Source organism: Streptomyces sp. BK022, from assembly GCF_004217355.1.
In the GTDB taxonomy this organism is placed as follows: Bacteria; Actinomycetota; Actinomycetes; order Streptomycetales; family Streptomycetaceae; genus Streptomyces; species Streptomyces griseoluteus.
Map to the genome: position 1 here is coordinate 74,345 of NZ_SHKU01000002.1, position 22,770 is coordinate 97,114.

Here is a 22,770-nt window from a genome sequence, read left to right on the forward strand (position 1 = left end):
TGACGAAAGGGACGCCCGGTGACCGAGAAGGCCGAACTCGCTTCTTTGGATGTCGCAGCCGTGCTGGACCGAGCCGCAGCGGGCGGACGCATCACGCCCGAGGAAGCGCTCGTCCTCTACCGCGACGCCCCCCTGCACGCGCTCGGCGCGGCCGCCGACGCCGTGCGCCGCCGCAAGTACGCGGGCACCGAGCACATCGCCACGTACATCATCGAGCGCAACATCAACTACACGAACGTGTGCGTCACGGCGTGCAAGTTCTGCGCCTTCTACGCGGCCCCGAAGGACACCAAGAAGGGCTGGTCCCGGGACCTGGACGACATCCTGCGCCGCTGCGCGGAGACGGTCGAACTGGGCGGCACCCAGATCATGTTCCAGGGCGGTCACCACCCGGACTACGGGGTCGAGTACTACGAGTCGCACTTCAAGGCGATCAAGGACGCGTTCCCCCAGCTGGTCATCCACTCCCTCGGCGCGTCCGAGGTCGAGCACATGGCCAGGATCTCCAAGGTCTCGGTGGAGGAGGCCATCACCCGCATCCACCAGGCGGGCCTGGACTCCTTCGCGGGCGCCGGCGCGGAACTCCTCCCGGCCCGCCCCCGCAAGGCGATCGCCCCGCTGAAGGAGAGCGGCGAGCGCTGGCTGGAGATCATGGAGACGGCGCACAACCTGGGCGTGGAGTCGACGTCCACGATGCTGATGGGCACGGGCGAGACGAACGCCGAGCGCATCGAGCACCTGCGCATGATCCGGGACGTGCAGGACCGTACGGGCGGCTTCCGGGCCTTCATCCCGTACACCTACCAGCCCGAGAACAACCACCTGAAGGGCCGCACGCAGGCGACGCTCTTCGAGTACCTGCGCATGATCGCGATCGCTCGCCTCTTCATGGACAACGTCCAGCACATCCAGGGCTCGTGGCTGACCACGGGCAAGGAGGTGGGCCAGCTCTCGCTGCACTACGGCGCGGACGACCTGGGCTCGATCATGCTGGAGGAGAACGTGGTCTCCTCGGCCGGCGCCAAGCACCGCAGCAACCGCCTGGAGATCATCGACCTGATCCGCAAGGCGGGCCGCACGCCCGCGCAGCGGGCGACCACCTACGAGCACCTGGTGGTCCACGACGACCCGGCGAACGACCCGGTCGACGACAGGGTGGTCTCCCACATCTCCTCGACCGCGATCGAGGGCGGCACGGCCCACCCCGAACTGAAGCTGATCGCCTCCAGCTAGCCGCACAGTGCTGACACTTCACGTAGCCGAGAACTCCCCGGAGACAGCGGTCCTGGTCGACGGGGCGACGGTCGCAGCCGTAGCCCCGTACGAGACCCTGACCGCGGCCGCCCCCCAGGCACGCGTACGAAGGTGGCCCGGCATCCTCACACCGGGCCTCCTCAACCCGTACGCCCCGGAACTCCTGGAAGCGACGTACCACCCGGACCCCCGCGAGGCGGACGCCCTGGGCACGGAACCGATCACGGGCGAGCGAGCGGCGGAGATCTTCCGCAAGAACCCGGCGTCCCTGGGCGCGAGCGCCCGCAGAGGCGTCCAACGCATGCTGGCCCACGGCACGGTGGCGGTGGCAGGCGACCTGAGAACCCGCACGGTGGCGGACGTGGTACGCCGGGCGGCCTTGGCGGTAGGCCAACGCCCACCCCGCCTACCGGGCCCCCCGTCACTGTCTCCCCGCCCCCTGATCCTCCTGCCACCACTGGCCCGGGGCGGCGCGGCCCGCTTCGCGGTGTTCGACGTCGAGTCGCGCGAGGACTTGGTGACCCGAGGCGCGGGCACCTGCGTGGCGACGGTGATCGAGGGCCGCATCGTCCACAGAAGCCGCTGACCGAGACGGCGGGAGAGCCGGGTACGGCGGCGAGGGGACGTGCCGGGGGGTGTCCGCCCGCAGCGTCCGGCGAAAAGCCAAGTCGAACGCATCGTGGAAACAGAAGTCGCCGGACCGAGGACGGACACCCCCCGGCGCGGCCCCGCCCCACGACGCACCGCACCCCTACCGACCCGAACCACGACGGACGAGCCTGCAACAATGACAGCGTGACCCGCGCTTCCCTGAACAAGCAGCCCCACGAAGTCGCCGAGATGTTCGACGACGTGGCGGAACGGTACGACCTCACGAACGACGTGCTGTCACTGGGCCAGGACCGTCGCTGGCGCAAGGAGGTGGCGAAGGCGGTGGACGCCCGCCCCGCGCAGAAGGTCCTGGACCTGGCGGCGGGCACGGCGACGTCGTCGCTCCCGTTCGCGAGGGCGGGCGCCTATGTGGTCCCCTGCGACTTCTCCCTGGGCATGCTCCAGGTGGGCAAAAAGAAGCACCCGTGGCTGCCGATCACGGCCGGGGACGCGACGAGGCTCCCGTTCAGGGACGACACCTTCGACGCGGTGACGATCTCCTTCGGCCTGCGCAACGTCCAGGACACGGACGCCGCGCTGAGCGAGCTGTACCGGGTGACGAAGCCGGGCGGCAGGGTGGTGATCTGCGAGTTCTCGCACCCCACGTGGACCCCGTTCCGCACGGTGTACACGGAGTACCTGATGAGGGCGCTCCCCCCGGTGGCACGGTCGGTGTCCTCGAACCCGGACGCGTACGTGTACCTGGCGGAATCCATCCGCGCCTGGCCCGACCAGCCGGCGCTGGCGGAGAAGCTCCAGAAGGCCGGCTGGTCCAAGGTGGCCTGGCGCAACCTGACCGGCGGCGTGGTGGCCCTGCACCGGGGCTTCAAGCAGCTCTGACCGCTCAGCGCCCGATCATCTCGAACGCGTCGCCGGGCTCCCCGAGTTCCCGCTGCAGCCCTCCGGAGGGCGGCGCGGGCAACCGGGGCTCCCGCACACCCCCGCCCCCTTCGCCCTCCCCGAAGTCGAACCACACGTAGACGACGGAGTCGGGCGGAACCTCCGCACCGGGCGCGGGGAACTGCCGTACGACGTAGTCCACGACGACCCCCGCGAACTCGGGCCGGTCCGGCGCGTTGAGAAGGAGTCCGCGGGCCCGAGCGGCCGCGCGGGCGTCCACGGCCATGAGCCCGACAAACCGAGGCACCCGCACCTCGGGTGTTTTGGGTGGTATTCGCACTGATGTCACCCCCAGTGGTACTGGCAGGGTAACTCCGGGGATGAGCACCCGGAACGACATCTCTCTTTCTGTGACAATCAACTACGCGGAGTCACAACTCAAGGGCGTAGCAGAGCCCTTGCCGCTCGGAGGCGGGAGTGACGAACCGCTCGGAGAGCCGCATCCCCAGCCGCCGCGTCACAGCGATGGACCGCTCGTTCTCGGCGTCGACCATGGCGACGACCCGCCGGACCCCGGCGGAGCGAACCCGTGCGAGACAGTCCGCGGCGGCGACGGACGCGTACCCGAGCCCCCAGTGCGCCCGCCCCAGCCGCCACCCGATCTCGATCTCCCCGGCGGGCCCCCAGGCGTGCGGCCAGGGCTGGGCTCCGGTGAACCCCACGACATCGCCGGCGGAGTCGAGCACGGACCACAGGCAGAAGCCCAGCTCGGCGTCGTGCCGCCGCTGCCGGGCGGTGAGTTCCTCGTACACGGACAGCTCGGCCGCCCGCCCCCCGTGGAAGCGCATGACCTCGGGATCGGCGAAGGCCCGGTGCCAGGCGAAGGCGTCCTCGTCGGTGGGCACACGCAGCTGTACTGCGGGGGGAGTTCGGTTCACGGAGCAGCCCTTCAGCCGGTTGATCAATTCTGCTGAATAGACTGCCCGTGTCCAGTGCCCGTCGGCACGAAGATTCACAACCTTGGGGAGAACCCGCCGTGACTGAGCCCCTCTCCGACAACACCGCAGACGTGATCGTCGTGGGCGCGGGGCCGGCCGGCTCCACCACGGCCTATCACCTCGCCAAGGCCGGACTCGACGTCCTGCTGCTGGAGAAGACCGAGTTCCCGAGGGAGAAGGTCTGCGGTGACGGCCTGACCCCGCGCGCGGTCAAGCAGCTCGTGGCCATGGGCATCGACATCTCCGAGGAGGCCGGCTGGCTGCGCAACAAGGGCCTGCGCATCATCGGCGGCGGCTCCCGGCTCCAGCTGGACTGGCCCGATCTCGCCTCGTACCCGAACTTCGGGCTGGTGCGGAAGCGGGACGACTTCGACGAGCAGCTGGCCCGGCAGGCGCAGAAGGCGGGCGCCCGGTTGTTCGAGCTGTGCAACGTGAGCGGCCCGATCGTCGACGACCGTACGGGCCGGATCACGGGTGTGACGGCGAAGCTGGGCGACGACAAGCGCCCGGTGACCTTCCACGCGCCCCTCGTCGTCGCCGCCGACGGCAACTCCACCCGGCTCTCCCTCGCCATGGGCCTGCACCGCCGGGAGGACCGCCCGATGGGTGTCGCGGTGCGTACGTACTTCGAGTCGCCGCGTCACGAGGACGACTACCTGGAGTCCTGGCTGGAGCTGTGGGACCGCAGGGGCGCCCAGGACCGCCTGCTGCCCGGCTACGGCTGGATCTTCGGCATGGGCGACGGCACGTCCAACGTGGGCCTCGGCGTGCTGAACACCTCGGAGTCCTTCAAGGAGCTGGACTGGCGCGAGGTGCTCAAGGCGTGGTGTGCGTCGATGCCGGAGGAGTGGGGCTACACCCCGGAGCACATGACGGGCCCGATCCGGGGCGCGGCCCTGCCGATGGCCTTCAACCGCCAGCCGCACTACACCAAGGGCCTGCTGCTGGTCGGTGACGCCGGCGGCATGGTGAACCCCTTCAACGGCGAGGGCATCGCCTACGCCATGGAGTCCGGCCAGCTCGCCGCCGACGTCATCGTCCAGGCCCACGCCCGCCCGACCCCGGCCGCCCGCGAGATCGCGCTCCAGCGCTATCCCCGCGTCCTCAAGGACACCTACGGCGGGTACTACACCCTCGGCCGCGCCTTCGTGAAGCTCATCGGCAACCCCAAGGTCATGCAGATCGGCGCCCAGCGCGGCCTCACCCACCCCCTCCTGATGAAGTTCGTCCTCAAACTCCTCGCCAACCTGACGGACCCCACCGGCGGCGACACCATGGACCGCGTCATCAACGGCCTGACGAAGGTGGCGCCGAAGGCGTGAGCCCGCGCTGAGGGCGCCTCGCCCCGACCGCTCAGGCGCCCCGTCCGGCGAGACGCACGAAGGCCGCTGCCCCCCGAGGGCAGCGGCCTTGTCGTGCGGGTGGGGCGGAGGGGGTCAGAGGACCCGGACCGCGCCGGTGGGCTGGTCGTAGGAGAGGGGACGCTCCACGACGCCCGTGGAGGGGTTCTGGGCGCCGACGAACATGCCGTCGCCGACGTAGACGCCCACGTGGTACGCGCTGCCCGCGCTGCCCCAGTAGAGGATGTCGCCGGGCTGGAGGTTGCTCAGGGAGACCTGGGTGCCGGCCGTGGACTGGTCCTGGGAGACGCGCGGCAGGCTGATGCCGACCTGCTTGAACGCCGTCTGGACCAGGCCCGAGCAGTCGTAGGCGGAGGGGCCGGTGGCGCCGGAGACGTACGCCTTGCCGACCTGGGCCTTCACGAACGACACGATGGACGCGGCCGAACCGGTCGCGCTGGAGGAGCCGGTGACCGTGGCGCTGCCCGCGTCGGTGCTCGCGGACGCGGAGAGCACGGTGCGCTCGGCGTTGCGGGTGGCACGGGCGGCGGCCTCCTTGCGGGCCTCCTCCTGCGCCTTCTTCTTCGCCTCGGCCTTCTGCCGCGCCTCGGCGAGGTCCGCCTTGGCCTGCTTCGCGGCGCTGGCGGCGGCCGCGTCACGCTCGGCCTGCAGCTCGTAGTTCGCGGCCGCCTGCTGGGTGGCGTCCGCGGACTGCGCGACCTGGGTGGCCACGTCGGCGGTGAGGGTGGGGAGTTCGAGCGTCTGCGTCACGGGCTCGGCCTCGGCCGCGTTCGCGTAGCCGGCCGCTCCGGCGACCGCCAGGGTGCTGAGGACGCCGCCGGCGACACCGGACCGCACGACGATGGACGACGCGCTGCGGCGGGGCTTCCGGTGGCTGCGTATGTGAGCGGTGTGGGACATGGGAACAACCGGTACCAGGGGCTCCTTCATATCTTCAACAAACGTGTGCTGCGCCACAATTGTTCAATCGGATCTCCGAAACCCGGTCGCGTCACTCTTTATTGACGCCGTAACGGACATAGCGGACGGAGATCATTGGGCCGTTGATCACGGTCTTTGATCATTACGTCCGGATTGCCCCGCGCCTACCATCGGTTGGGGTCGATGGCCAAGCCCGGCTCCGGAAGGCCCGTCACCGGTGTGGCGGAGGTCACGGAACGGTCACCGGAGGAGTCGCGTCCGCGTCGGCGGCGGGACTTCGTGAACGCGCGCACGTGCCCGGCCGCGTCCACATCGCGCCCCGGGCCTCCCTCCGAGGTGTGAACGCCTCCTCTAGCAGTCGCAGGCGTCCCACACCAATTTGCATGCACCGGAACCCTCTTGATATTGAGCCACCCCTCCCGCACCCCCTCTGACGTGCGCCGACGAGCAGGATTGTCACTTCTGGTGATCAACTGAACGCTTCGCGTGTGAAGATCACCCATCCTCCGCCTTCATGATCCTTCGTTAGGTGGTGGAGATCACAAAGCTTGTGTAATACCCCGTGTCGCAGATCACAGAGCGGCGGGCATAAGATGCGGAGCAGTTGGGCTTGTGACCTGCTTCACATGTTCTCGATCTTCGCCGGGACGGGTGGGGTCGGTGAGACGGAAGAGGCGGCTGTGAGCCCGTGATCCGCCACCAGTCAATGCCGACTGAAGGGAGCGAGGAGCGGTGAACGCGTACGCGCCCATCCTCGTACTGGGAGCCCTCGGGGCAGGCTTTGCGATCTTCTCCGTGGTCATGGCCGCGCTGATCGGTCCGAAGCGCTACAACCGCGCGAAGCTCGAAGCCTACGAATGCGGCATCGAGCCGACCCCCACGCCGGCCGGCGGCGGGCGCTTCCCCATCAAGTACTACCTGACGGCGATGCTCTTCATCGTCTTCGACATCGAGATCGTCTTCCTCTACCCCTGGGCCGTCACCTTCGACGCGCTCGGGGTCTTCGGGCTCGTGGAGATGCTGCTCTTCGTGCTCACCGTCTTCGTCGCGTACGCGTACGTATGGCGGCGCGGCGGCCTGGAATGGGACTGAGGGGCCTTTAAGTCATGGGACTCGAAGAAAAGCTGCCGAGCGGCTTTCTGCTGACCACCGTCGAGCAGGCCGCGGGCTGGGTGCGCAAGGCGTCCGTCTTCCCGGCCACCTTCGGACTCGCCTGCTGCGCCATCGAGATGATGACCACCGGCGCCGGACGCTACGACCTCGCCCGCTTCGGCATGGAGGTCTTCCGCGGCTCACCGCGCCAGGCCGACCTCATGATCGTCGCGGGCCGGGTCAGCCAGAAGATGGCACCGGTGCTGCGGCAGGTCTACGACCAGATGCCCAACCCGAAGTGGGTCATCTCCATGGGCGTCTGCGCGTCCTCGGGCGGCATGTTCAACAACTACGCGATCGTCCAGGGCGTCGACCACATCGTGCCGGTCGACATCTATCTCCCCGGCTGCCCGCCCCGCCCCGAGATGCTGATGGACGCGATCCTCAAGCTCCACCAGAAGATCCAGGGCGGAAAGCTCGGCGTCAACGCCGAGGCGGCCGCCCGGGAGGCCGAGGAAGCCGCGCTCCAGGCACTGCCCACGATCGAGATGAAGGGGCTGCTGCGGTGAGCGAGGACAAGGGCACCAACGGTGTGAACCCCGAGAAGGACCTCTCCGCCTCCAACCTCCCCGGCCAGCGCGGCCAGGGCGGCGAGGAGATCCGCGTCCAGCGCGGCATGTTCGGCGCCGACAACGGCGGCGACACCTCCGGATACGACGGTCTGGTCCGCTCGATCCGGCTCCCCGGGGCGGCGAGCCGCCCCTACGGCGGCTGGTTCGACGAGGTCGCCGACGAGTTGGAGGGCGCGCTGGAGGAGCAGGGCCTGCTCCCGGAGAACGCCATCGAGCGCACCGTCGTCGACCGGGGCGAGCTGACCTTCCACATCGAGCGCGAGCACCTGCTCCGGGTGGCCCGCACCCTGCGCGACGACCCGGCGCTCCGCTTCGAGCTGTGCACCGGCGTCAGCGGGGTGCACTACCCGAGCGACAAGGGCCGCGAGCTGCACGCCGTCTACCACCTGCGCTCGATCACCCACAACCGGCTGATCCGGCTGGAGGTCAGCGCCCCCGACGCCGACCCGCGCATCCCGTCCCTGGTCGCGGTCTACCCGACCAACGACTGGCACGAGCGCGAGGCGTACGACTTCTTCGGCATCGTCTTCGACGGCCACCCGGCCCTCACCCGGATCATGATGCCGGACGACTGGCAGGGCCACCCGCAGCGCAAGGACTATCCCCTCGGCGGCATCGCCGTCGAGTACAAGGGCGCCCAGATCCCGGCTCCGGACCAGCGGAGGTCGTACTCGTGAGCACTTCCCACGCGTCAGCGCGCGAGACCACCGAGGGGACCGTCTACACGGTCACCGGTGGCGACTGGGACGAGGTCGTCCAGTCCGCGGCCAAGGCGGACGACGAGCGCATCGTCGTCAACATGGGTCCGCAGCACCCGTCCACCCACGGAGTGCTCCGGCTCATCCTGGAGATCGAGGGCGAGACGGTCACCGAGGCCCGCTGCGGCATCGGCTATCTGCACACCGGCATCGAGAAGAACCTCGAGTACCGCACGTGGACGCAGGGCACCACCTTCGTCACGCGGATGGATTACCTGACGTCCTTCTTCAACGAGACCGCCTACTGCCTCGCCGTGGAGAAGCTCCTCGGCATCGAGGACCAGATCACCGAGCGGACCGACATCATCCGGGTGCTCCTGATGGAGCTGAACCGGCTGTCGTCGCACCTGGTGTGCATCGCCACCGGCGGTATGGAGCTGGGCTCCACCACGATCATGATCTACGGCTTCCGCGACCGGGAGATGATCCTCGACATCTACGAGCTGATCACCGGCCTGCGGATGAACCACGCGTACATCCGCCCCGGCGGCCTCGCGCAGGACCTGCCCCCCGGCGCGGTCGACCAGATCCGCGAGTTCGTCAAGAAGATGCGGAAGAACCTCCCGGAGTACGACAAGCTCGCCACCGGGAACCCCATCTTCAAGGCCCGCATGCAGGACGTCGGCCACCTCGACCTGGCCGGCTGCATGGCGCTCGGCGCCACCGGCCCGATCCTGCGCTCCACGGGCCTGCCGCACGACCTGCGCAAGGCCCAGCCGTACTGCGGTTACGAGACCTACGACTTCGACGTCCCGACCGCCGAGACCTGCGACTCCTACGGCCGCTTCCTGATCCGGCTGGAGGAGATGCGCCAGTCGCTCAGGATCATCGAGCAGTGCCTGGACCGGCTCCAGCCCGGCCCGGTCATGGTCGCCGACAAGAAGATCGCCTGGCCCGCGCAGCTCGCGCTCGGCCCGGACGGGCTCGGCAACTCGCTGGACCACATCAAGAAGATCATGGGCACCTCCATGGAGGCCCTGATCCACCACTTCAAGCTGGTCACCGAGGGCTTCCGGGTCCCGCCGGGCCAGGCGTACGCGGCCGTGGAGTCGCCCAAGGGCGAACTCGGCGTGCACGCCGTCTCCGACGGCGGCACCCGCCCCTTCCGGGTCCACTTCCGCGACCCGTCCTTCACCAATCTCCAGGCCATGGCGGCGATGTGCGAGGGCGGCCAGGTCGCCGACGTCATCGTGGCCGTGGCGTCCATCGACCCCGTGATGGGAGGCGTCGACCGGTGACCACCTCTTCTTCCGAGCGGGGCGTCGGCCTGGGCATGCCGGAACTGCCCCCGCCCGCCTACCCGGACGACGTCCGGGCCCGGCTGGAGGCGGACGCGCGCGAGGTGATCGCGCGCTATCCCGACTCCCGCTCCGCCCTGCTGCCGCTGCTGCACCTCGTGCAGTCCGAGGACGGCTACGTCACCCGGACCGGCATGAAGTTCTGCGCCGACGTGCTGGAGCTGACCACCGCCGAGGTCACCGCGGTCGCCACCTTCTACTCCATGTACCGGCGCCGCCCCTCCGGCGAGTACCAGGTGGGCGTCTGCACCAACACCCTGTGCGCGGTCATGGGCGGCGACGCCATCTTCGAGACCCTCCAGGAGCACCTGGGCGTCGGCAACGGCGAGACCACGGGCGACGGCAAGGTCACCCTGGAGCACATCGAGTGCAACGCGGCCTGCGACTACGCGCCGGTGGTGATGGTCAACTGGGAGTTCTTCGACAACCAGACCCCGGCCAGCGCCACCCGCCTCGTCGACGACCTGCGCGCCGGGCAGAGCGTGGAGCCCACGCGCGGCGCCCGGCTGTGCACCTTCAAGGAGACCGCCCGCATCCTGGCCGGCTTCCCCGACGAGCGTCCCGGCGCCGTCGAGGAGGGCGGCAGCGCGGGCCACGCCTCCCTGGTCGGCCTGCGCCTGGCCAAGGGCGAGACCCAGCCCGCGCGCGTGGTCCACCCGCGCGACGCGGCCCCGCGCGAGGAGCCGGTGCACGAGCCCTCGCCCGCCGAGCGGCTCAGCTCCCACGACCCGGTCGACACCTCGGCCTCCGACCCGGCGCACCCGTCCGGACCGACCGCAGAGGAGGGGGAGTGATGACCGTGGTCACCGACGTCAAGGACGACACCAGCCCCGAGAAGCTGCTCGCCCCCGTCCTCTCCGCCTTCTGGGACGAGGACCGCTCCTGGTCCCTGGAGGTCTACCGGCGGCACGACGGCTACGAGGGCCTGCGCAAGGCGCTCGCCATGTCCCCGGACGACCTGATCGCCTACGTCAAGGAATCCGGTCTGCGCGGCCGCGGCGGCGCGGGCTTCCCGACCGGCATGAAGTGGCAGTTCATCCCGCAGGGCGACGGCAAGCCGCACTACCTCGTCGTCAATGCAGACGAGTCCGAGCCCGGCACCTGCAAGGACATCCCGCTCCTCTACGCCAACCCGCACAGCCTCATCGAGGGCATCGTGATCGCCTGCTACGCGATCCGCTCCTCGCACGCCTTCATCTATCTGCGCGGCGAGGTCGTCCCCGTCCTGCGCAGGCTGCACGAGGCGGTGCGCGAGGCGTACGAGGCCGGGTTCCTCGGCCGGGACGTCCTCGGCAGCGGTCTCGACCTCGAACTCACCGTGCACGCCGGCGCGGGCGCGTACATCTGCGGCGAGGAGACCGCGCTGCTCGACTCGCTCGAAGGGCGCCGGGGCCAGCCGCGGCTGCGGCCCCCCTTCCCCGCCGTCGAGGGCCTCTACGCCTGCCCCACCGTGGTGAACAACGTCGAGTCGATCGCCTCGGTCCCCGCGATCATGCACCAGGGCAAGGACTGGTTCCGCTCGATGGGCAGCGAGAAGTCGCCCGGCTTCACGCTGTACTCGCTCAGCGGGCACGTGGCGAGCCCCGGCCAGTACGAGGCTCCGCTCGGCATCACGCTGCGTCAGCTGCTCGACATGAGCGGCGGCATGCGCCCCGGTCACCGGCTGAAGTTCTGGACGCCGGGCGGCTCCTCCACCCCGATGTTCACCGACGAACACCTCGACGTCCCCCTCGACTACGAGGGGGTCGGCGCGGCCGGCTCCATGCTCGGCACCAAGGCGCTCCAGTGCTTCGACGAGACCACCTGCGTGGTGCGGGCGGTCACCCGATGGACCGAGTTCTACGCCCACGAGTCCTGCGGCAAGTGCACGCCCTGCCGCGAAGGGACGTACTGGCTGGTGCAGTTGCTGCGGGACATCGAGGCGGGCAAGGGGTCGATGAGCGACCTCGACAAGCTGGGCGACATCGCCGACAACATCAACGGCAAGTCCTTCTGCGCCCTGGGCGACGGCGCGGCCTCGCCGATCTTCTCCTCGCTGAAGTACTTCCGCGAGGAGTACGAGCAGCACATCACGGGCCGGGGCTGCCCCTTCGACCCGGCCAAGTCGACGGCCTGGGCGGACCGCCCGGAGGTGAACGCATGACCGTGACCACCAATGCCCCCTCAGGCGGGGGGCAGGCGGCGGTCCCGCCGGAGGACCTCGTCTCGCTGACGATCGACGGCATCGAGATCAGCGTGCCCAAGGGCACCCTGGTCATCCGGGCCGCCGAGCAGCTCGGCATCGAGATCCCGCGCTTCTGCGACCACCCCCTGCTGGACCCGGCAGGCGCCTGCCGCCAGTGCATCGTGGAGGTGGAGGGCCAGCGCAAGCCGATGGCGTCCTGCACCATCACCTGCACCGACGGCATGGTGGTGAAGACCCAGCTCACCTCACCGGTCGCCGAGAAGGCGCAGCACGGGGTGATGGAGCTGCTGCTCATCAACCACCCGCTGGACTGCCCGGTCTGCGACAAGGGCGGCGAGTGCCCGCTGCAGAACCAGGCGATGTCGCACGGCAACGCGGAGTCCCGCTTCGAGGGCCGCAAGCGCACCTACGCCAAGCCGGTGCCGATCTCCACCCAGGTGCTGCTCGACCGCGAGCGGTGCGTGCTGTGCGCCCGCTGCACCCGGTTCTCCAACCAGGTGGCGGGCGACCCGATGATCGAGCTGATCGAGCGGGGCGCGCTCCAGCAGGTCGGCACCGGAGAGGGCGACCCGTTCGAGTCGTACTTCTCCGGCAACACCATCCAGATCTGCCCGGTCGGCGCGCTGACCTCGGCCGCCTACCGGTTCCGCTCGCGCCCCTTCGACCTGATCTCCTCGCCGTCGGTGTGCGAGCACTGCGCGGGCGGCTGCGCCACCCGTACCGACCACCGGCGCGGCAAGGTCATGCGGCGGCTCGCCGCCAACGACCCGGAGGTCAACGAGGACTGGGTCTGCGACAAGGGCCGGTTCGCCTTCCGCTACGCCCAGCTGCGCGACCGGCTCGACACCCCGCTGGTCCGCAACGCCGAGGGCGTGCTGGAGCCCGCCTCCTGGCCCGAGGCGCTGGACGCGGCCGCGCGGGGCCTGGGTGCCGCCCGCTCCCGCGCCGGGGTGCTCACCGGAGGCCGGCTGACGGTCGAGGACGCGTACGCGTACAGCAAGTTCGCGCGGGTGGCGCTCGACACCAACGACATCGACTTCCGCGCCCGCGTGCACAGCGGCGAGGAGGCCGACTTCCTGGCCGCCCGGGTGGCCGGCCGGGGCCGCGACCTCGACGGCACCGGGGTCACCTACACCGCGCTGGAGCAGGCGCCCGCCGTGCTGCTGGTCGGGTTCGAGGCCGAGGAGGAGGCGCCCGGGGTCTTCCTGCGGCTGCGCAAGGCGTGGCGCAAGCGCGGCCAGAAGGTGTACGCCCTGGCCACGCACGCCACCCGGGGCCTGACCAAGGCGGGCGGCACGCTGCTGCCCGCCGCGCCCGGCACCGAGCCCGAGTGGCTGGACGCGCTGGCCGGCGGGGTCGGCCTGGAGGACGCCGGCTCGGAGGCGGCCGAAGCGCTGCGCGCCGAGGGCGCCGTGATCGTGGTCGGCGAGCGGCTCGCGGGTGTCGCGGGCGGCCTGACCGCCGCCACGCGGGCGGCGGCCGCGACCGGTGCCCGGCTGGTGTGGATTCCCCGGCGGGCGGGGGAGCGCGGCGCCGTCGAGGCGGGCGCGCTGCCCTCGCTGCTGCCGGGCGGCCGTCCGGCCACGGATCCGCGCGCGCGAGAGGAGGTCGCCGCCGCCTGGGGGCTGGCCGAACTCCCCGCCCGCTACGGCCGTGACACCCAGCAGATCGTGGAGGCCGCCGCCACCGGCGAGCTGTCCGCGCTCCTGGTCGCCGGGGTGGAGGTCGCCGACCTGCCCGATCCGGCACGCGCGCGTGAGGCGCTCGACAGCGTCGGCTTCCTGGTCTCGCTGGAGCTGCGGCCCAGCGAGGTCACCGAGCGCGCCGACGTGGTGCTGCCGGTCGCCGCGGTGGTCGAGAAGACCGGCACCTTCCTCAACTGGGAGGGACGGGTCCGCTTCTTCGAGGCCGCGCTCAAGCCCGACCAGATGACCCGCCGGCTCGCCCCGGCCGACGCCCGCGTCCTGCAGATGCTGGCCGACGCCATGGACGTCCACCTGGGCCTGCCGGACCTGCGCACCACCCGCGCGGAGATCGACCGGCTCGGCGGCTGGACCGGGGGCACCGCCACCGACCCGGCCCACGGCGGGGCCGTACTGCCCCGCCCGGCCGCCGGGGAGGCCGTGCTCGCCGGGCACCGGCTCCTGCTCGACCTCGGCGTCCTCCAGCAGGGCGACGAGGCGCTGGCCGGCACCCGGCACGCGGCCCGCGCGCGCCTGTCCGCGGCGACGGCCGCCGAGGCGGGCGTCAAGGAGGGCGACGCGCTCGCCGTCACCGGCCCCGCCGGGACCACCGAATTCCCGCTCCAGATCACCGAGATGCCCGACCGGGTGGTCTGGCTCCCGCTGGACTCGGCCGGCCGGGGCGTCGCCTCCGACACCGGGGCCCGGCCCGGCTCCCTCGTCCGTATCGGCCCGGCGGCGCACGTCGACGAGGCCCCCAAGGAGGTTCGAGGATGAGCCCGTTCCTCGCCGCTGAAGACCTCTCGCTGTTCGGCCGCGACCCGTGGTGGCTGGTCGTCGTCAAGGCGGTGTTCTGCTTCGCGTTCCTGATGCTGACGGTGCTGCTGTCCATCGTCTGGGAGCGCAAGGTCGTCGCCTGGATGCAGCTGCGCATCGGCCCCAACCGGCACGGCCCCTGGGGCATGCTCCAGTCGCTCGCCGACGGCGTGAAACTGATGCTCAAGGAGGACGTCGTCGTCAAGCGCGCGGACAAGGTGATCTATGTCCTCGCGCCGATCGTCGCGGCCATCCCGGCCTGCATGGCGATCGCGGTCATCCCGTTCGGCCCGGCCGGCAACGAGATCTCGATCTTCGGCCACCGCACCACGATGCAGCTCACCGACCTGCCGATCGCGATGCTGTACATCCTGGCCGTCGCCTCGATCGGCATCTACGGCATCGTGCTCGCCGGCTGGAGCAGCGGCTCGACCTACCCGCTCCTGGGCGGTCTGCGCTCCTGCGCGCAGATGATCTCGTACGAGATCGCCATGGGCGCCGCGTTCGCCTCGGTGTTCCTCTACTCGGGGTCGATGTCGACCTCCGCCATCGTGGAACAGCAGCACGACCGCTGGTACATCCTGCTGCTGCCGGTCTCCTTCATCCTCTACGTGATCACGATGGTGGGCGAGACCAACCGCGCCCCCTTCGACATGCCGGAGTCGGAGGGCGACCTGGTCGGCGGCTTCAACACCGAGTACTCCTCGATCAAGTTCGCGCTGTTCATGCTCGCCGAGTACATGAACATGGTGACGGTGTCGGCGGTGACGGCCACCCTCTTCCTCGGCGGCTGGCGGGCCCCCTGGCCCATCAGCACCTTCTGGGAGGGCGCCAACCACGGCTGGTGGCCGATGCTCTGGTTCGTCATCAAGGTCCAGCTCCTGCTGTTCTTCTTCATCTGGCTGCGCGGCACGCTCCCGCGCGTCCGCTACGACCAGCTCATGAAGCTCGGCTGGAAGGTCCTGATCCCGGTCTCGGTGGTCTGGCTGATGCTGGTGGCGACCGTGCGGGTGCTGCGCAACGAGAACTACGACTTCGCCGACATCGCGCTCTACGTCGGCGGCGGTGTGCTCGCCCTGCTGCTGATCTCCTTCGTCGCCGACATGTTCCGCGACAAGGCCAAGGCGGCCGAAGAGCCCGCCCCGCAGCCCGCGTTCGATCCGCTGGCGGGCGGCTTCCCCGTACCGCCGCTGCCCGGACAGCAGCTGCCCGCGGTGCCCAGGCGCCGTCCGCGCCAGGAGCGGGAGCTGATTGTCAGTGGCGGAGCGGACACTGTCAGTGACGGAACTTCGGATGGAAAGGAGGCGTCCGATGGCTGAGGAGCCCAAGGAGACCGCACCCGGTTTCCAGAACCCCGTGGCCGGCTTCGCCGTGACCTTCAAGGCCATGTTCAAGAAGCGGCTGACCGAGCAGTACCCGGAGCAGAAGAAGACCACCGCTCCCCGCTTCCACGGACGGCACCAGCTCAACCGCCATCCGGACGGCCTGGAGAAGTGCGTCGGCTGCGAGCTGTGCGCCTGGGCCTGCCCCGCCGACGCCATCTACGTCGAGGGCGCCGACAACACCGACGAGGAGCGCTACTCGCCGGGCGAGCGGTACGGCCGCGTCTACCAGATCAACTACGCCCGCTGCATCCTGTGCGGCCTGTGCATCGAGGCGTGCCCCACCCGCGCGCTCACGATGACCAACGAGTTCGAGCTGGCCGACTCCAGCCGGGCCAACCTCATCTACACCAAGGAGCAGTTGCTCGCCGGTCTGGACGAGGGCATGGTCGACTCCCCGCACTCGATCTTCCCCGGCACCGACGAACAGGACTACTACCGGGGCCTGGTGACCGAGGCCGCCCCCGGCACGGTCCGCCAAGTCGCCATCTCCAAGGGTGAGAAGCCCGAAGAGGGGGTGGAGGCATGAGCACACAGCTCGCCGCCTACACGACCTCCACCGGCGAAGCGGTCCAGTTCTGGATTCTCGGCAGTGTCGCCGTGATCGGCGCCCTGTGCACCGTCCTCATGCGGCGCGCGGTGCACAGCGCGCTCTGCCTCGCCGGGACCATGATCGTCCTGGCGGTGTTCTATCTCGCCAACGGCGCCTATTTCCTGGGGGTCGTGCAGATCGTCGTCTACACCGGCGCGATCATGATGCTCTTCCTCTTCGTGGTGATGCTCGTCGGCGTGACCGCCGCGGACTCGCTGAAGGAGACCATCAGGGGCCAGCGCTGGCTGGCCCTGCTCTGCGGGCTCGGCTTCGGCGTCCTGCTGCTGGGCGGCATCGCCAACGCCTCGCTCACCCAGTTCAACGGCACCGGCCAGGCCAACGCGGGCGGCAACGTGGAGGGCCTGGCGACCCTCATCTTCACCAAGTACGTCTTCGCCTTCGAACTGACCGGCGCCCTGCTGATCACCGCCGCGATCGGCGCCATGGTGCTCACCCACCGCGAGCGCACCGAACGGGCCAGGACCCAGCGCGAGCTGGCCGCCCAGCGCGTCCGCGAGAACAAGAACGTCCCCCCGCTGCCCGCCCCCGGCGTCTACGCCCGGCACAACGCGGTGGACATCGCGGGCCTGCTGCCCGACGGCACCCCCGCCGAGCTGAGCGTCAGCCGGACGCTGCGCGAACGCGGTCAGATCCGGGACGTCTCCGCCCAGGCCCTCGGCGACCTCAAGGCGCTTCAACAGCGCGCGGAGGAACGCCTGGAGCGCACGGAGAACACCCCGGCCACCTTCAAGCGGACGGAGGACGCGGCGCAGTGAACCCCGTCAACTACCTCTATCTCGCGGCCCTGTTGTTCACCATCGGCGCCACCGGCGTGCTGATCCGGCGGAACGCGATCGTGGTGTTCATGTGCGTGGAGCTGATGCTCAACGCCTGCAACCTCGCCTTCGTCACCTTCTCCCGGATGCACGGCAACCTCGACGGCCAGATCATCGCGTTCTTCACGATGGTCGTCGCCGCCGCGGAGGTCGTGGTGGGCCTGGCGATCATCGTGTCGCTGTTCCGCACCCGCCACTCGGCCTCGGTCGACGACGCCAGCCTGATGAAGCTGTAAGGGGTCGGAAGAATCGTGGAGAACCTGATCGCGCTGCTCATCGCGGCGCCCCTGCTCGGAGCCGTCGTGCTCCTGCTCGGTGGCCGGCGCCTCGACGCCGTCGGCCACTGGGTCGGCACCCTGCTGTCGACCGCCTCCTTCGCCATCGGCCTGGTCCTGTTCGCCGGGCTGCTCGGCAAGGACGCCGAACACCGCACCTGGACCCAGCACCTGTGGAGCTGGATCTCCGTCGGTGACTTCCAGGCCGACGTCACCCTCCGGCTCGACCAGCTGTCGATGACGTTCGTGCTGCTGATCACCGGGGTCGGCTCGCTGATCCACCTGTACTCCATCGGGTACATGGAGCACGACGAGCGGCGCCGCCGTTTCTTCGGCTACCTCAACCTGTTCCTCGCGGCGATGCTCCTGCTGGTCCTCGCCGACAACTACCTGCTGCTGTACGTCGGCTGGGAGGGCGTGGGCCTCGCCTCGTACCTGCTGATCGGCTTCTGGCAGCACAAGCCCAGCGCCGCGACCGCCGCGAAGAAGGCGTTCCTGGTCAACCGGGTCGGCGACGTGGGCCTGTCCATCGCCATCATGCTGATGTTCACCACCTTCGGCACCTTCGCCTTCGGCCCGGTGCTGGAGCACGCGGGCGACGCGTCCGAGGGCCGGCTCACCGCGATCGGCCTGATGCTGCTGCTCGCCGCGTGCGGCAAGTCCGCCCAGGTGCCGCTCCAGTCCTGGCTCGGGGACGCCATGGAGGGCCCGACCCCGGTCTCGGCCCTGATCCACGCGGCCACCATGGTCACGGCGGGCGTCTACCTGATCGTGCGCTCCGCCGCGATCTTCAACGGCGCGCCGGACGCGCAGCTCGTGGTCACCGTCGTCGGCGGGGTCACGCTGCTGTTCGGTGCGATCGTCGGTTGCGCCAAGGACGACATCAAGAAGGCGCTGGCCGGCTCGACCATGTCGCAGATCGGCTACATGGTCCTCGCGGCCGGCCTCGGCCCGATCGGGTACGTCTTCGCGATCATGCACCTGGTCACCCACGGCTTCTTCAAGGCCGGGCTGTTCCTCGGCGCCGGTTCGGTGATGCACGGCATGAACGACGAGGTCGACATGCGCAAGTACGGCGGCCTGCGGAAGTACATGCCGATCACCTTCGTCACCTTCGGCCTCGGCTACCTCGCGATCATCGGCTTCCCGGGTCTGTCCGGCTTCTTCTCCAAGGACAAGATCATCGAGGCGGCCTTCGCCAAGGGCGGCACCGAGGGCTGGATCCTCGGCGGGGTGGCCCTGCTGGGCGCGGCGATCACCGCGTTCTACATGACCCGCGTGATGCTGATGACGTTCTTCGGCGAGCCCCGCTGGAAGAACCAGCCGACCCGCCCGCCCCAGGCCCCGAGCGCCGAGCCCGCCGCCGAGCACCAGGGCGCGCACGGTGAGCCGCACCCGCACGAGTCCCCGCGGACCATGACGATCCCGATGATCGTGCTGGCCGGCGGCTCGGTGGCCGGCGGCGCCTTCTTCGACGTGGGCGACCGCTTCCTGCACTGGCTGGAGCCGGTCACCGGCCACAGCGAGGGCCACTCCCCGCTGAGCGCGCTCACCGTCACCGGCGCCACCATGGTCTGCCTGGTCGTCGGCGTGGGCCTGGCCTGGGCGCAGTACGGCCGCAAGCCCGTCCCCGCGGTCGCCCCGCGCGGCTCCGTGCTCACCCGGGCCGCCCGGCGCGACCTCTACCAGGACGACTTCAACCACGTCGTGCTGGTGCGCGGCGGCGAGCACCTGACGCGCTCGCTGGTCTATGTCGACCACACCCTGGTCGACGGTGTCGTCAACGGCTCGGCGGCCGGTTTCGGCGGCCTGTCCGGGCGGCTGCGCCGTGTCCAGAACGGCTTCGCCCGCTCCTACGCGGTCTCGATGTTCGGCGGCGCGGCCCTCCTGGTCGCCGCGACGCTGCTGATGAGGGCGGTCTGATACCGATGTCCTTTCCTCTGCTGACAGCGACAGCCGCGCTCCCGGCGCTCGGTGCGGTGGCCACGGCCGCCGTGCCGGCCCGGCAGCGCACCGCCGCCAAGTGGCTGGCCCTGCTGGTCTCCCTGGCCACGCTCGCGCTGGCGATCGTCGTCCTGGTCCGCTTCGACCCGGACGGCGCCCGCTACCAGCTCACCGAGTCCCACTCCTGGATCAGGGACTTCGGGGTGCGCTACGAACTGGGCGTGGACGGCATCGCGGTGGCCCTGATCGGGCTGACCGCGCTGCTGATGCCGTTCATCGTGCTGGCGGGCTGGCACGACGCCGACCCCCTGGAGACGGGCAGCAGGCGGTGGCGGCCCACGCAGGGCTTCTTCGCGCTGATCCTGGCCGTCGAGGCGATGGTGGTCATCTCCTTCGAGGCGACCGACGTCTTCGTCTTCTACATCTTCTTCGAAGCCATGCTGATCCCGATGTACTTCCTCATCGGCGGCTTCGGGGACCGGGCCCACAGCCAGGGCGAGGAGGCCGCGTCCACCCAGCGGTCGTACGCGGCGGTGAAGTTCCTCCTCTACAACCTGGCCGGCGGTCTGATCATGCTGGCGGCGGTGATCGGGCTGTACGTGGTCGCCGGGAGCTTCAGCCTCCAGGAGATCGTCCGGGCGCGGGCCGACGGCTCGCTGACCATGGCGACGAGCACCGAACGCTGGCTGTTCCTCGGCTTCTTCTTCGCCTTCGCGGTGAAGGCCCCGCTGTGGCCGCTGCACACCTGGCTGCCCAACGCCATGCAGGAGTCCACCGCGCCGGTCGCGGTGCTCATCACGGCGGTGGTCGACAAGGTCGGCACCTTCGCCATGCTCCGCTTCTGCCTCCAGCTCTTCCCGGAGGCGTCGAAGTGGGCGACGCCGGTGATCCTCGTCCTCGCCCTGATCAGCATCGTCTACGGGGCGCTGCTCGCGGTCGGGCAGCGGGACATCAAGCGGCTGGTGGCCTACGCGTCGATCTCGCACTTCGGCTTCATCGTGATGGGCATCTTCGCCATGACGACCCAGGGCCAGTCCGGCGCGACCCTCTACATGGTCAACCACGGCATCTCGACGGCCGCGCTCATGCTGGTGGCGGGCTTCCTGATCTCCCGCCGCGGCTCCCGGCTCATCGCGGACTACGGCGGAGTGCAGAAGGTCGCCCCGGTGCTCGCCGGCACCTTCCTGATCGGCGGCCTCGCGACCCTGTCGCTGCCCGGACTGGCGCCGTTCGTCAGCGAGTTCCTGGTACTGGTCGGCACGTTCAGCCGGTACCCGGTGATCGGGATCATCGCCACCGTCGGCATCGTGCTGGCCGCGCTGTACACGCTGGTGCTCTACCAGCGCACGATGACCGGCCCGGTGAAGCCGGAGGTCTCGGCGATGCCCGACCTGAGGGTGCGGGAGGTGCTGGTGGTCGCGCCGCTGATCGTGCTGCTGGTCTTCCTCGGTGTCTACCCGAAGCCGCTGACCAGCATCGTCGACCCGGCGGTCAAGCAGACCATGTCCGATGTCCAGCAGAAGGACCCCAAGCCCGCGGTGGAGGCGGCCAAGTGAGCGCAGCAGCCGTCCACAGCCTGTGGACAACGGCGGCCGATCCGATCTCCAAGATCGACGCGCCGAAGATCGAATACGGACAATTGTCGCCGACGCTGATCGTCTTCGGCGCCGCCCTCATCGGGGTGCTCGTCGAGGCGTTCGTGCCGCGCCGCTCCCGCTACTACGCCCAGGTGTTCGTCTCCGCCGTGGCGCTGTGCGCCGCCTTCGCCGCGGTCGTCGCGCTCGCGGCGGGCGGGTACGGCACCACCAAGGCGCACATCGCGGCCATGGGCGCGGTCGCGGTGGACGGCCCGGCGCTGTTCCTCGAGGGCACGATCCTGCTGGCCGCGCTGGTCGGCCTCTTCACCTTCGCCGAGCGGCGCCTGGACCCGGCGGCGCACGGCAACCGGGTCGACTCCTTCGCGGCGCAGGCCGCCTCCGTTCCGGGCGGTGAGGGGGAGCAGGCGGCGGTCAAGGCCGGGTTCACCACCACCGAGGTGTTCCCGCTGCTGCTCTTCGCGGTCGCGGGCATGCTGGTCTTCCCCGCGGCGAACGACCTGCTGACGCTGTTCGTCGCCCTGGAAGTGCTCTCCCTCCCGCTGTACCTGCTGTGCGCGCTGGCCCGCCGCAAGCGGCTGATGTCGCAGGAGGCCGCGGTCAAGTACTTCCTGCTGGGGGCGTTCGCCTCGGCGTTCACCCTGTTCGGCATCGCCCTGCTGTACGGCTACGCGGGCTCGGTGTCCTACGCGCGCATCGCGCAGGTCGTGGACGGCACGGTCAGCGGGGTCGACCCGGCGCTCGCGGACACCATGGGCAACGACGCGCTGCTGCTGATCGGCATGGCGCTGCTGGTGATGGGCCTGCTGTTCAAGGTGGGCGCGGTGCCGTTCCACATGTGGACCCCGGACGTGTACCAGGGCGCCCCGACCCCGGTGACCGGCTTCATGGCGGCCGCGACCAAGGTGGCCGCCTTCGGCGCGCTGCTGCGGCTGCTGTACGTGGTGCTGCCGGGACTGCGCTGGGACTGGCGGCCGGTGATGTGGGGCGTGGCGATCGTCACCATGCTGGCCGGCGCGATCGTGGCGATCACCCAGACCGACATCAAGCGGCTGCTGGCGTACTCGTCCATCGCGCACGCGGGCTTCATCCTGGCCGGTGTGATCGCCACGACGGAGGACGGTGTCTCGGCGGTCCTCTTCTACCTCGCCGGGTACTCCTTCGTGACGATCGGCGCCTTCGCGGTGGTCACCCTGGTCCGCGACGCGGGCGGGGAGGCGACGCACCTCTCCCAGTGGGCCGGGCTCGGCCGCCGCTCACCCCTGGTCGCCGCGGTCTTCGCCGTCTTCCTGCTCGCCTTCGCCGGCATCCCGCTGACCAGCGGCTTCGCGGGTAAGTTCGCGGTGTTCAAGGCGGCGGCGGAGGGCGGCGCGGCCCCGCTGGTCGTGGTCGGCGTGATCTCCTCGGCCATCGCCGCCTTCTTCTACATCCGCGTCATCGTCCTGATGTTCTTCAGCGACCCCAAGCCGGACGGGCCCACGGTCGCGGTCCCCTCGCCGCTGACGATGACCGCCATCGCGGTGGGCGTGGCGGTGACGGTGGTCCTGGGCGTGGCGCCCCAGTACTTCCTGGATCTGGCGGGGAGTGCGGGGGTGTTCGTCCGCTGACCCGACCCCGACTGCCCGGCGCTTCCTTCTCCCTGGGGGGCGCCGGGCAGT

Annotated in this window: 21 protein-coding genes; 18 read left to right on the top strand and 3 right to left on the bottom strand. The window is 70.2% G+C overall.

The genetic code is table 11. From position 1 onward, the window contains the following. Positions 1–18: 18 nt before the first annotated feature. From mqnC to EV284_RS06335, 3 genes are all read left to right on the top strand, one after another. Complete coding sequence (gene mqnC, locus EV284_RS06325) at positions 19–1,233, top strand: cyclic dehypoxanthinyl futalosine synthase (protein ID WP_130331267.1); 1,215 nt, start codon at positions 19–21, stop codon at positions 1,231–1,233. 7 nt (positions 1,234–1,240) lie between these two features. Beyond that, on the top strand, positions 1,241–1,840 hold the full coding sequence (locus EV284_RS06330; RefSeq protein WP_130331269.1) for a hypothetical protein: 600 nt from the start codon (positions 1,241–1,243) through the stop codon (positions 1,838–1,840). A gap of 209 nt (positions 1,841–2,049) precedes the next feature. Then, on the top strand, positions 2,050–2,745 hold the full coding sequence (locus EV284_RS06335; protein ID WP_130331271.1) for a demethylmenaquinone methyltransferase: 696 nt from the start codon (positions 2,050–2,052) through the stop codon (positions 2,743–2,745). 4 nt (positions 2,746–2,749) lie between these two features. On the opposite strand, the gene EV284_RS06340 is transcribed toward EV284_RS06335, so the two are convergent. Together EV284_RS06340 and EV284_RS06345 are read right to left on the bottom strand one after the other, a co-directional pair. Then, positions 2,750–3,058 carry a PASTA domain-containing protein gene (locus EV284_RS06340; RefSeq protein ID WP_278045818.1) on the bottom strand — a complete coding sequence of 103 codons (309 nt, stop codon included), beginning with the start codon at positions 3,056–3,058 and terminating at the stop codon, positions 2,750–2,752. Positions 3,059–3,176: 118 nt separating this feature from the next. Continuing rightward, positions 3,177–3,683, bottom strand: a complete 507-nt coding sequence (locus EV284_RS06345; RefSeq protein ID WP_130331275.1) for a GNAT family N-acetyltransferase — start codon at positions 3,681–3,683, stop codon at positions 3,177–3,179. 98 nt (positions 3,684–3,781) lie between these two features. On the opposite strand from EV284_RS06345, the gene EV284_RS06350 reads away from it, so the two are divergent. Next, the gene (locus EV284_RS06350; RefSeq protein ID WP_130331277.1) at positions 3,782–5,065 is read left to right on the top strand and encodes a geranylgeranyl reductase family protein; all 1,284 of its coding nucleotides are present in this window, start codon (positions 3,782–3,784) and stop codon (positions 5,063–5,065) included. 114 nt (positions 5,066–5,179) lie between these two features. Here EV284_RS06350 and EV284_RS06355 read toward each other — a convergent pair whose 3' ends face one another. Continuing rightward, positions 5,180–6,004, bottom strand: a complete 825-nt coding sequence (locus EV284_RS06355; RefSeq protein WP_130331279.1) for a C40 family peptidase — start codon at positions 6,002–6,004, stop codon at positions 5,180–5,182. Positions 6,005–6,757: 753 nt separating this feature from the next. Here EV284_RS06355 and EV284_RS06360 point away from each other — a divergent pair. Genes EV284_RS06360 through nuoN form a run of 14 tightly spaced genes read left to right on the top strand, consistent with a single transcriptional unit; the run spans position 6,758 to position 22,719 of the window. Continuing rightward, the gene (locus tag EV284_RS06360) at positions 6,758–7,117 is read left to right on the top strand and encodes an NADH-quinone oxidoreductase subunit A (protein ID WP_030813697.1); all 360 of its coding nucleotides are present in this window, start codon (positions 6,758–6,760) and stop codon (positions 7,115–7,117) included. 14 nt (positions 7,118–7,131) lie between these two features. After that, positions 7,132–7,686, top strand: coding sequence for an NADH-quinone oxidoreductase subunit B (locus EV284_RS06365; RefSeq protein ID WP_130331281.1), 555 nt, complete (start codon positions 7,132–7,134; stop codon positions 7,684–7,686). After that, positions 7,683–8,426, top strand: a complete 744-nt coding sequence (locus tag EV284_RS06370; RefSeq protein WP_130331283.1) for an NADH-quinone oxidoreductase subunit C — start codon at positions 7,683–7,685, stop codon at positions 8,424–8,426. The genes EV284_RS06365 and EV284_RS06370 overlap by 4 nt, the downstream gene beginning before the upstream one ends. Continuing rightward, positions 8,423–9,745: an NADH-quinone oxidoreductase subunit D gene (locus tag EV284_RS06375; protein ID WP_130331285.1), complete on the top strand. Its 1,323-nt coding sequence runs from the start codon at positions 8,423–8,425 to the stop codon at positions 9,743–9,745. Before EV284_RS06370 ends, EV284_RS06375 begins: the two co-directional genes overlap by 4 nt. Continuing rightward, a complete protein-coding gene (gene nuoE, locus EV284_RS06380) occupies positions 9,742–10,599 on the top strand; it encodes an NADH-quinone oxidoreductase subunit NuoE (protein WP_130331287.1) in 858 nt (285 codons plus the stop codon). Before EV284_RS06375 ends, nuoE begins: the two co-directional genes overlap by 4 nt. Continuing rightward, positions 10,596–11,948 (top strand): NADH-quinone oxidoreductase subunit NuoF, encoded by a 1,353-nt coding sequence (gene nuoF, locus EV284_RS06385; protein ID WP_207228957.1) that lies wholly within the window; start codon positions 10,596–10,598, stop codon positions 11,946–11,948. Before nuoE ends, nuoF begins: the two co-directional genes overlap by 4 nt. After that, positions 11,945–14,449, top strand: coding sequence for an NADH-quinone oxidoreductase subunit G (locus EV284_RS06390; protein ID WP_130331291.1), 2,505 nt, complete (start codon positions 11,945–11,947; stop codon positions 14,447–14,449). Before nuoF ends, EV284_RS06390 begins: the two co-directional genes overlap by 4 nt. After that, the gene (nuoH, locus tag EV284_RS06395; protein ID WP_130331293.1) at positions 14,446–15,807 is read left to right on the top strand and encodes an NADH-quinone oxidoreductase subunit NuoH; all 1,362 of its coding nucleotides are present in this window, start codon (positions 14,446–14,448) and stop codon (positions 15,805–15,807) included. The genes EV284_RS06390 and nuoH overlap by 4 nt, the downstream gene beginning before the upstream one ends. Beyond that, a complete protein-coding gene (nuoI, locus tag EV284_RS06400) occupies positions 15,800–16,399 on the top strand; it encodes an NADH-quinone oxidoreductase subunit NuoI (protein ID WP_130331295.1) in 600 nt (199 codons plus the stop codon). Before nuoH ends, nuoI begins: the two co-directional genes overlap by 8 nt. Next, the gene (locus tag EV284_RS06405) at positions 16,396–17,238 is read left to right on the top strand and encodes an NADH-quinone oxidoreductase subunit J (protein ID WP_130331297.1); all 843 of its coding nucleotides are present in this window, start codon (positions 16,396–16,398) and stop codon (positions 17,236–17,238) included. The genes nuoI and EV284_RS06405 overlap by 4 nt, the downstream gene beginning before the upstream one ends. After that, positions 17,235–17,534, top strand: coding sequence for an NADH-quinone oxidoreductase subunit NuoK (gene nuoK / locus EV284_RS06410; protein WP_030742982.1), 300 nt, complete (start codon positions 17,235–17,237; stop codon positions 17,532–17,534). Before EV284_RS06405 ends, nuoK begins: the two co-directional genes overlap by 4 nt. A gap of 15 nt (positions 17,535–17,549) precedes the next feature. Next, positions 17,550–19,496, top strand: coding sequence for an NADH-quinone oxidoreductase subunit L (gene nuoL, locus EV284_RS06415; RefSeq protein ID WP_130331299.1), 1,947 nt, complete (start codon positions 17,550–17,552; stop codon positions 19,494–19,496). Between the two features lie 5 nt (positions 19,497–19,501). Further along, on the top strand, positions 19,502–21,073 hold the full coding sequence (locus EV284_RS06420) for an NADH-quinone oxidoreductase subunit M (protein ID WP_130331301.1): 1,572 nt from the start codon (positions 19,502–19,504) through the stop codon (positions 21,071–21,073). Next, the gene (gene nuoN, locus EV284_RS06425) at positions 21,070–22,719 is read left to right on the top strand and encodes an NADH-quinone oxidoreductase subunit NuoN (protein ID WP_130331303.1); all 1,650 of its coding nucleotides are present in this window, start codon (positions 21,070–21,072) and stop codon (positions 22,717–22,719) included. Before EV284_RS06420 ends, nuoN begins: the two co-directional genes overlap by 4 nt. The last annotated feature ends 51 nt before the right edge of the window (positions 22,720–22,770 follow it).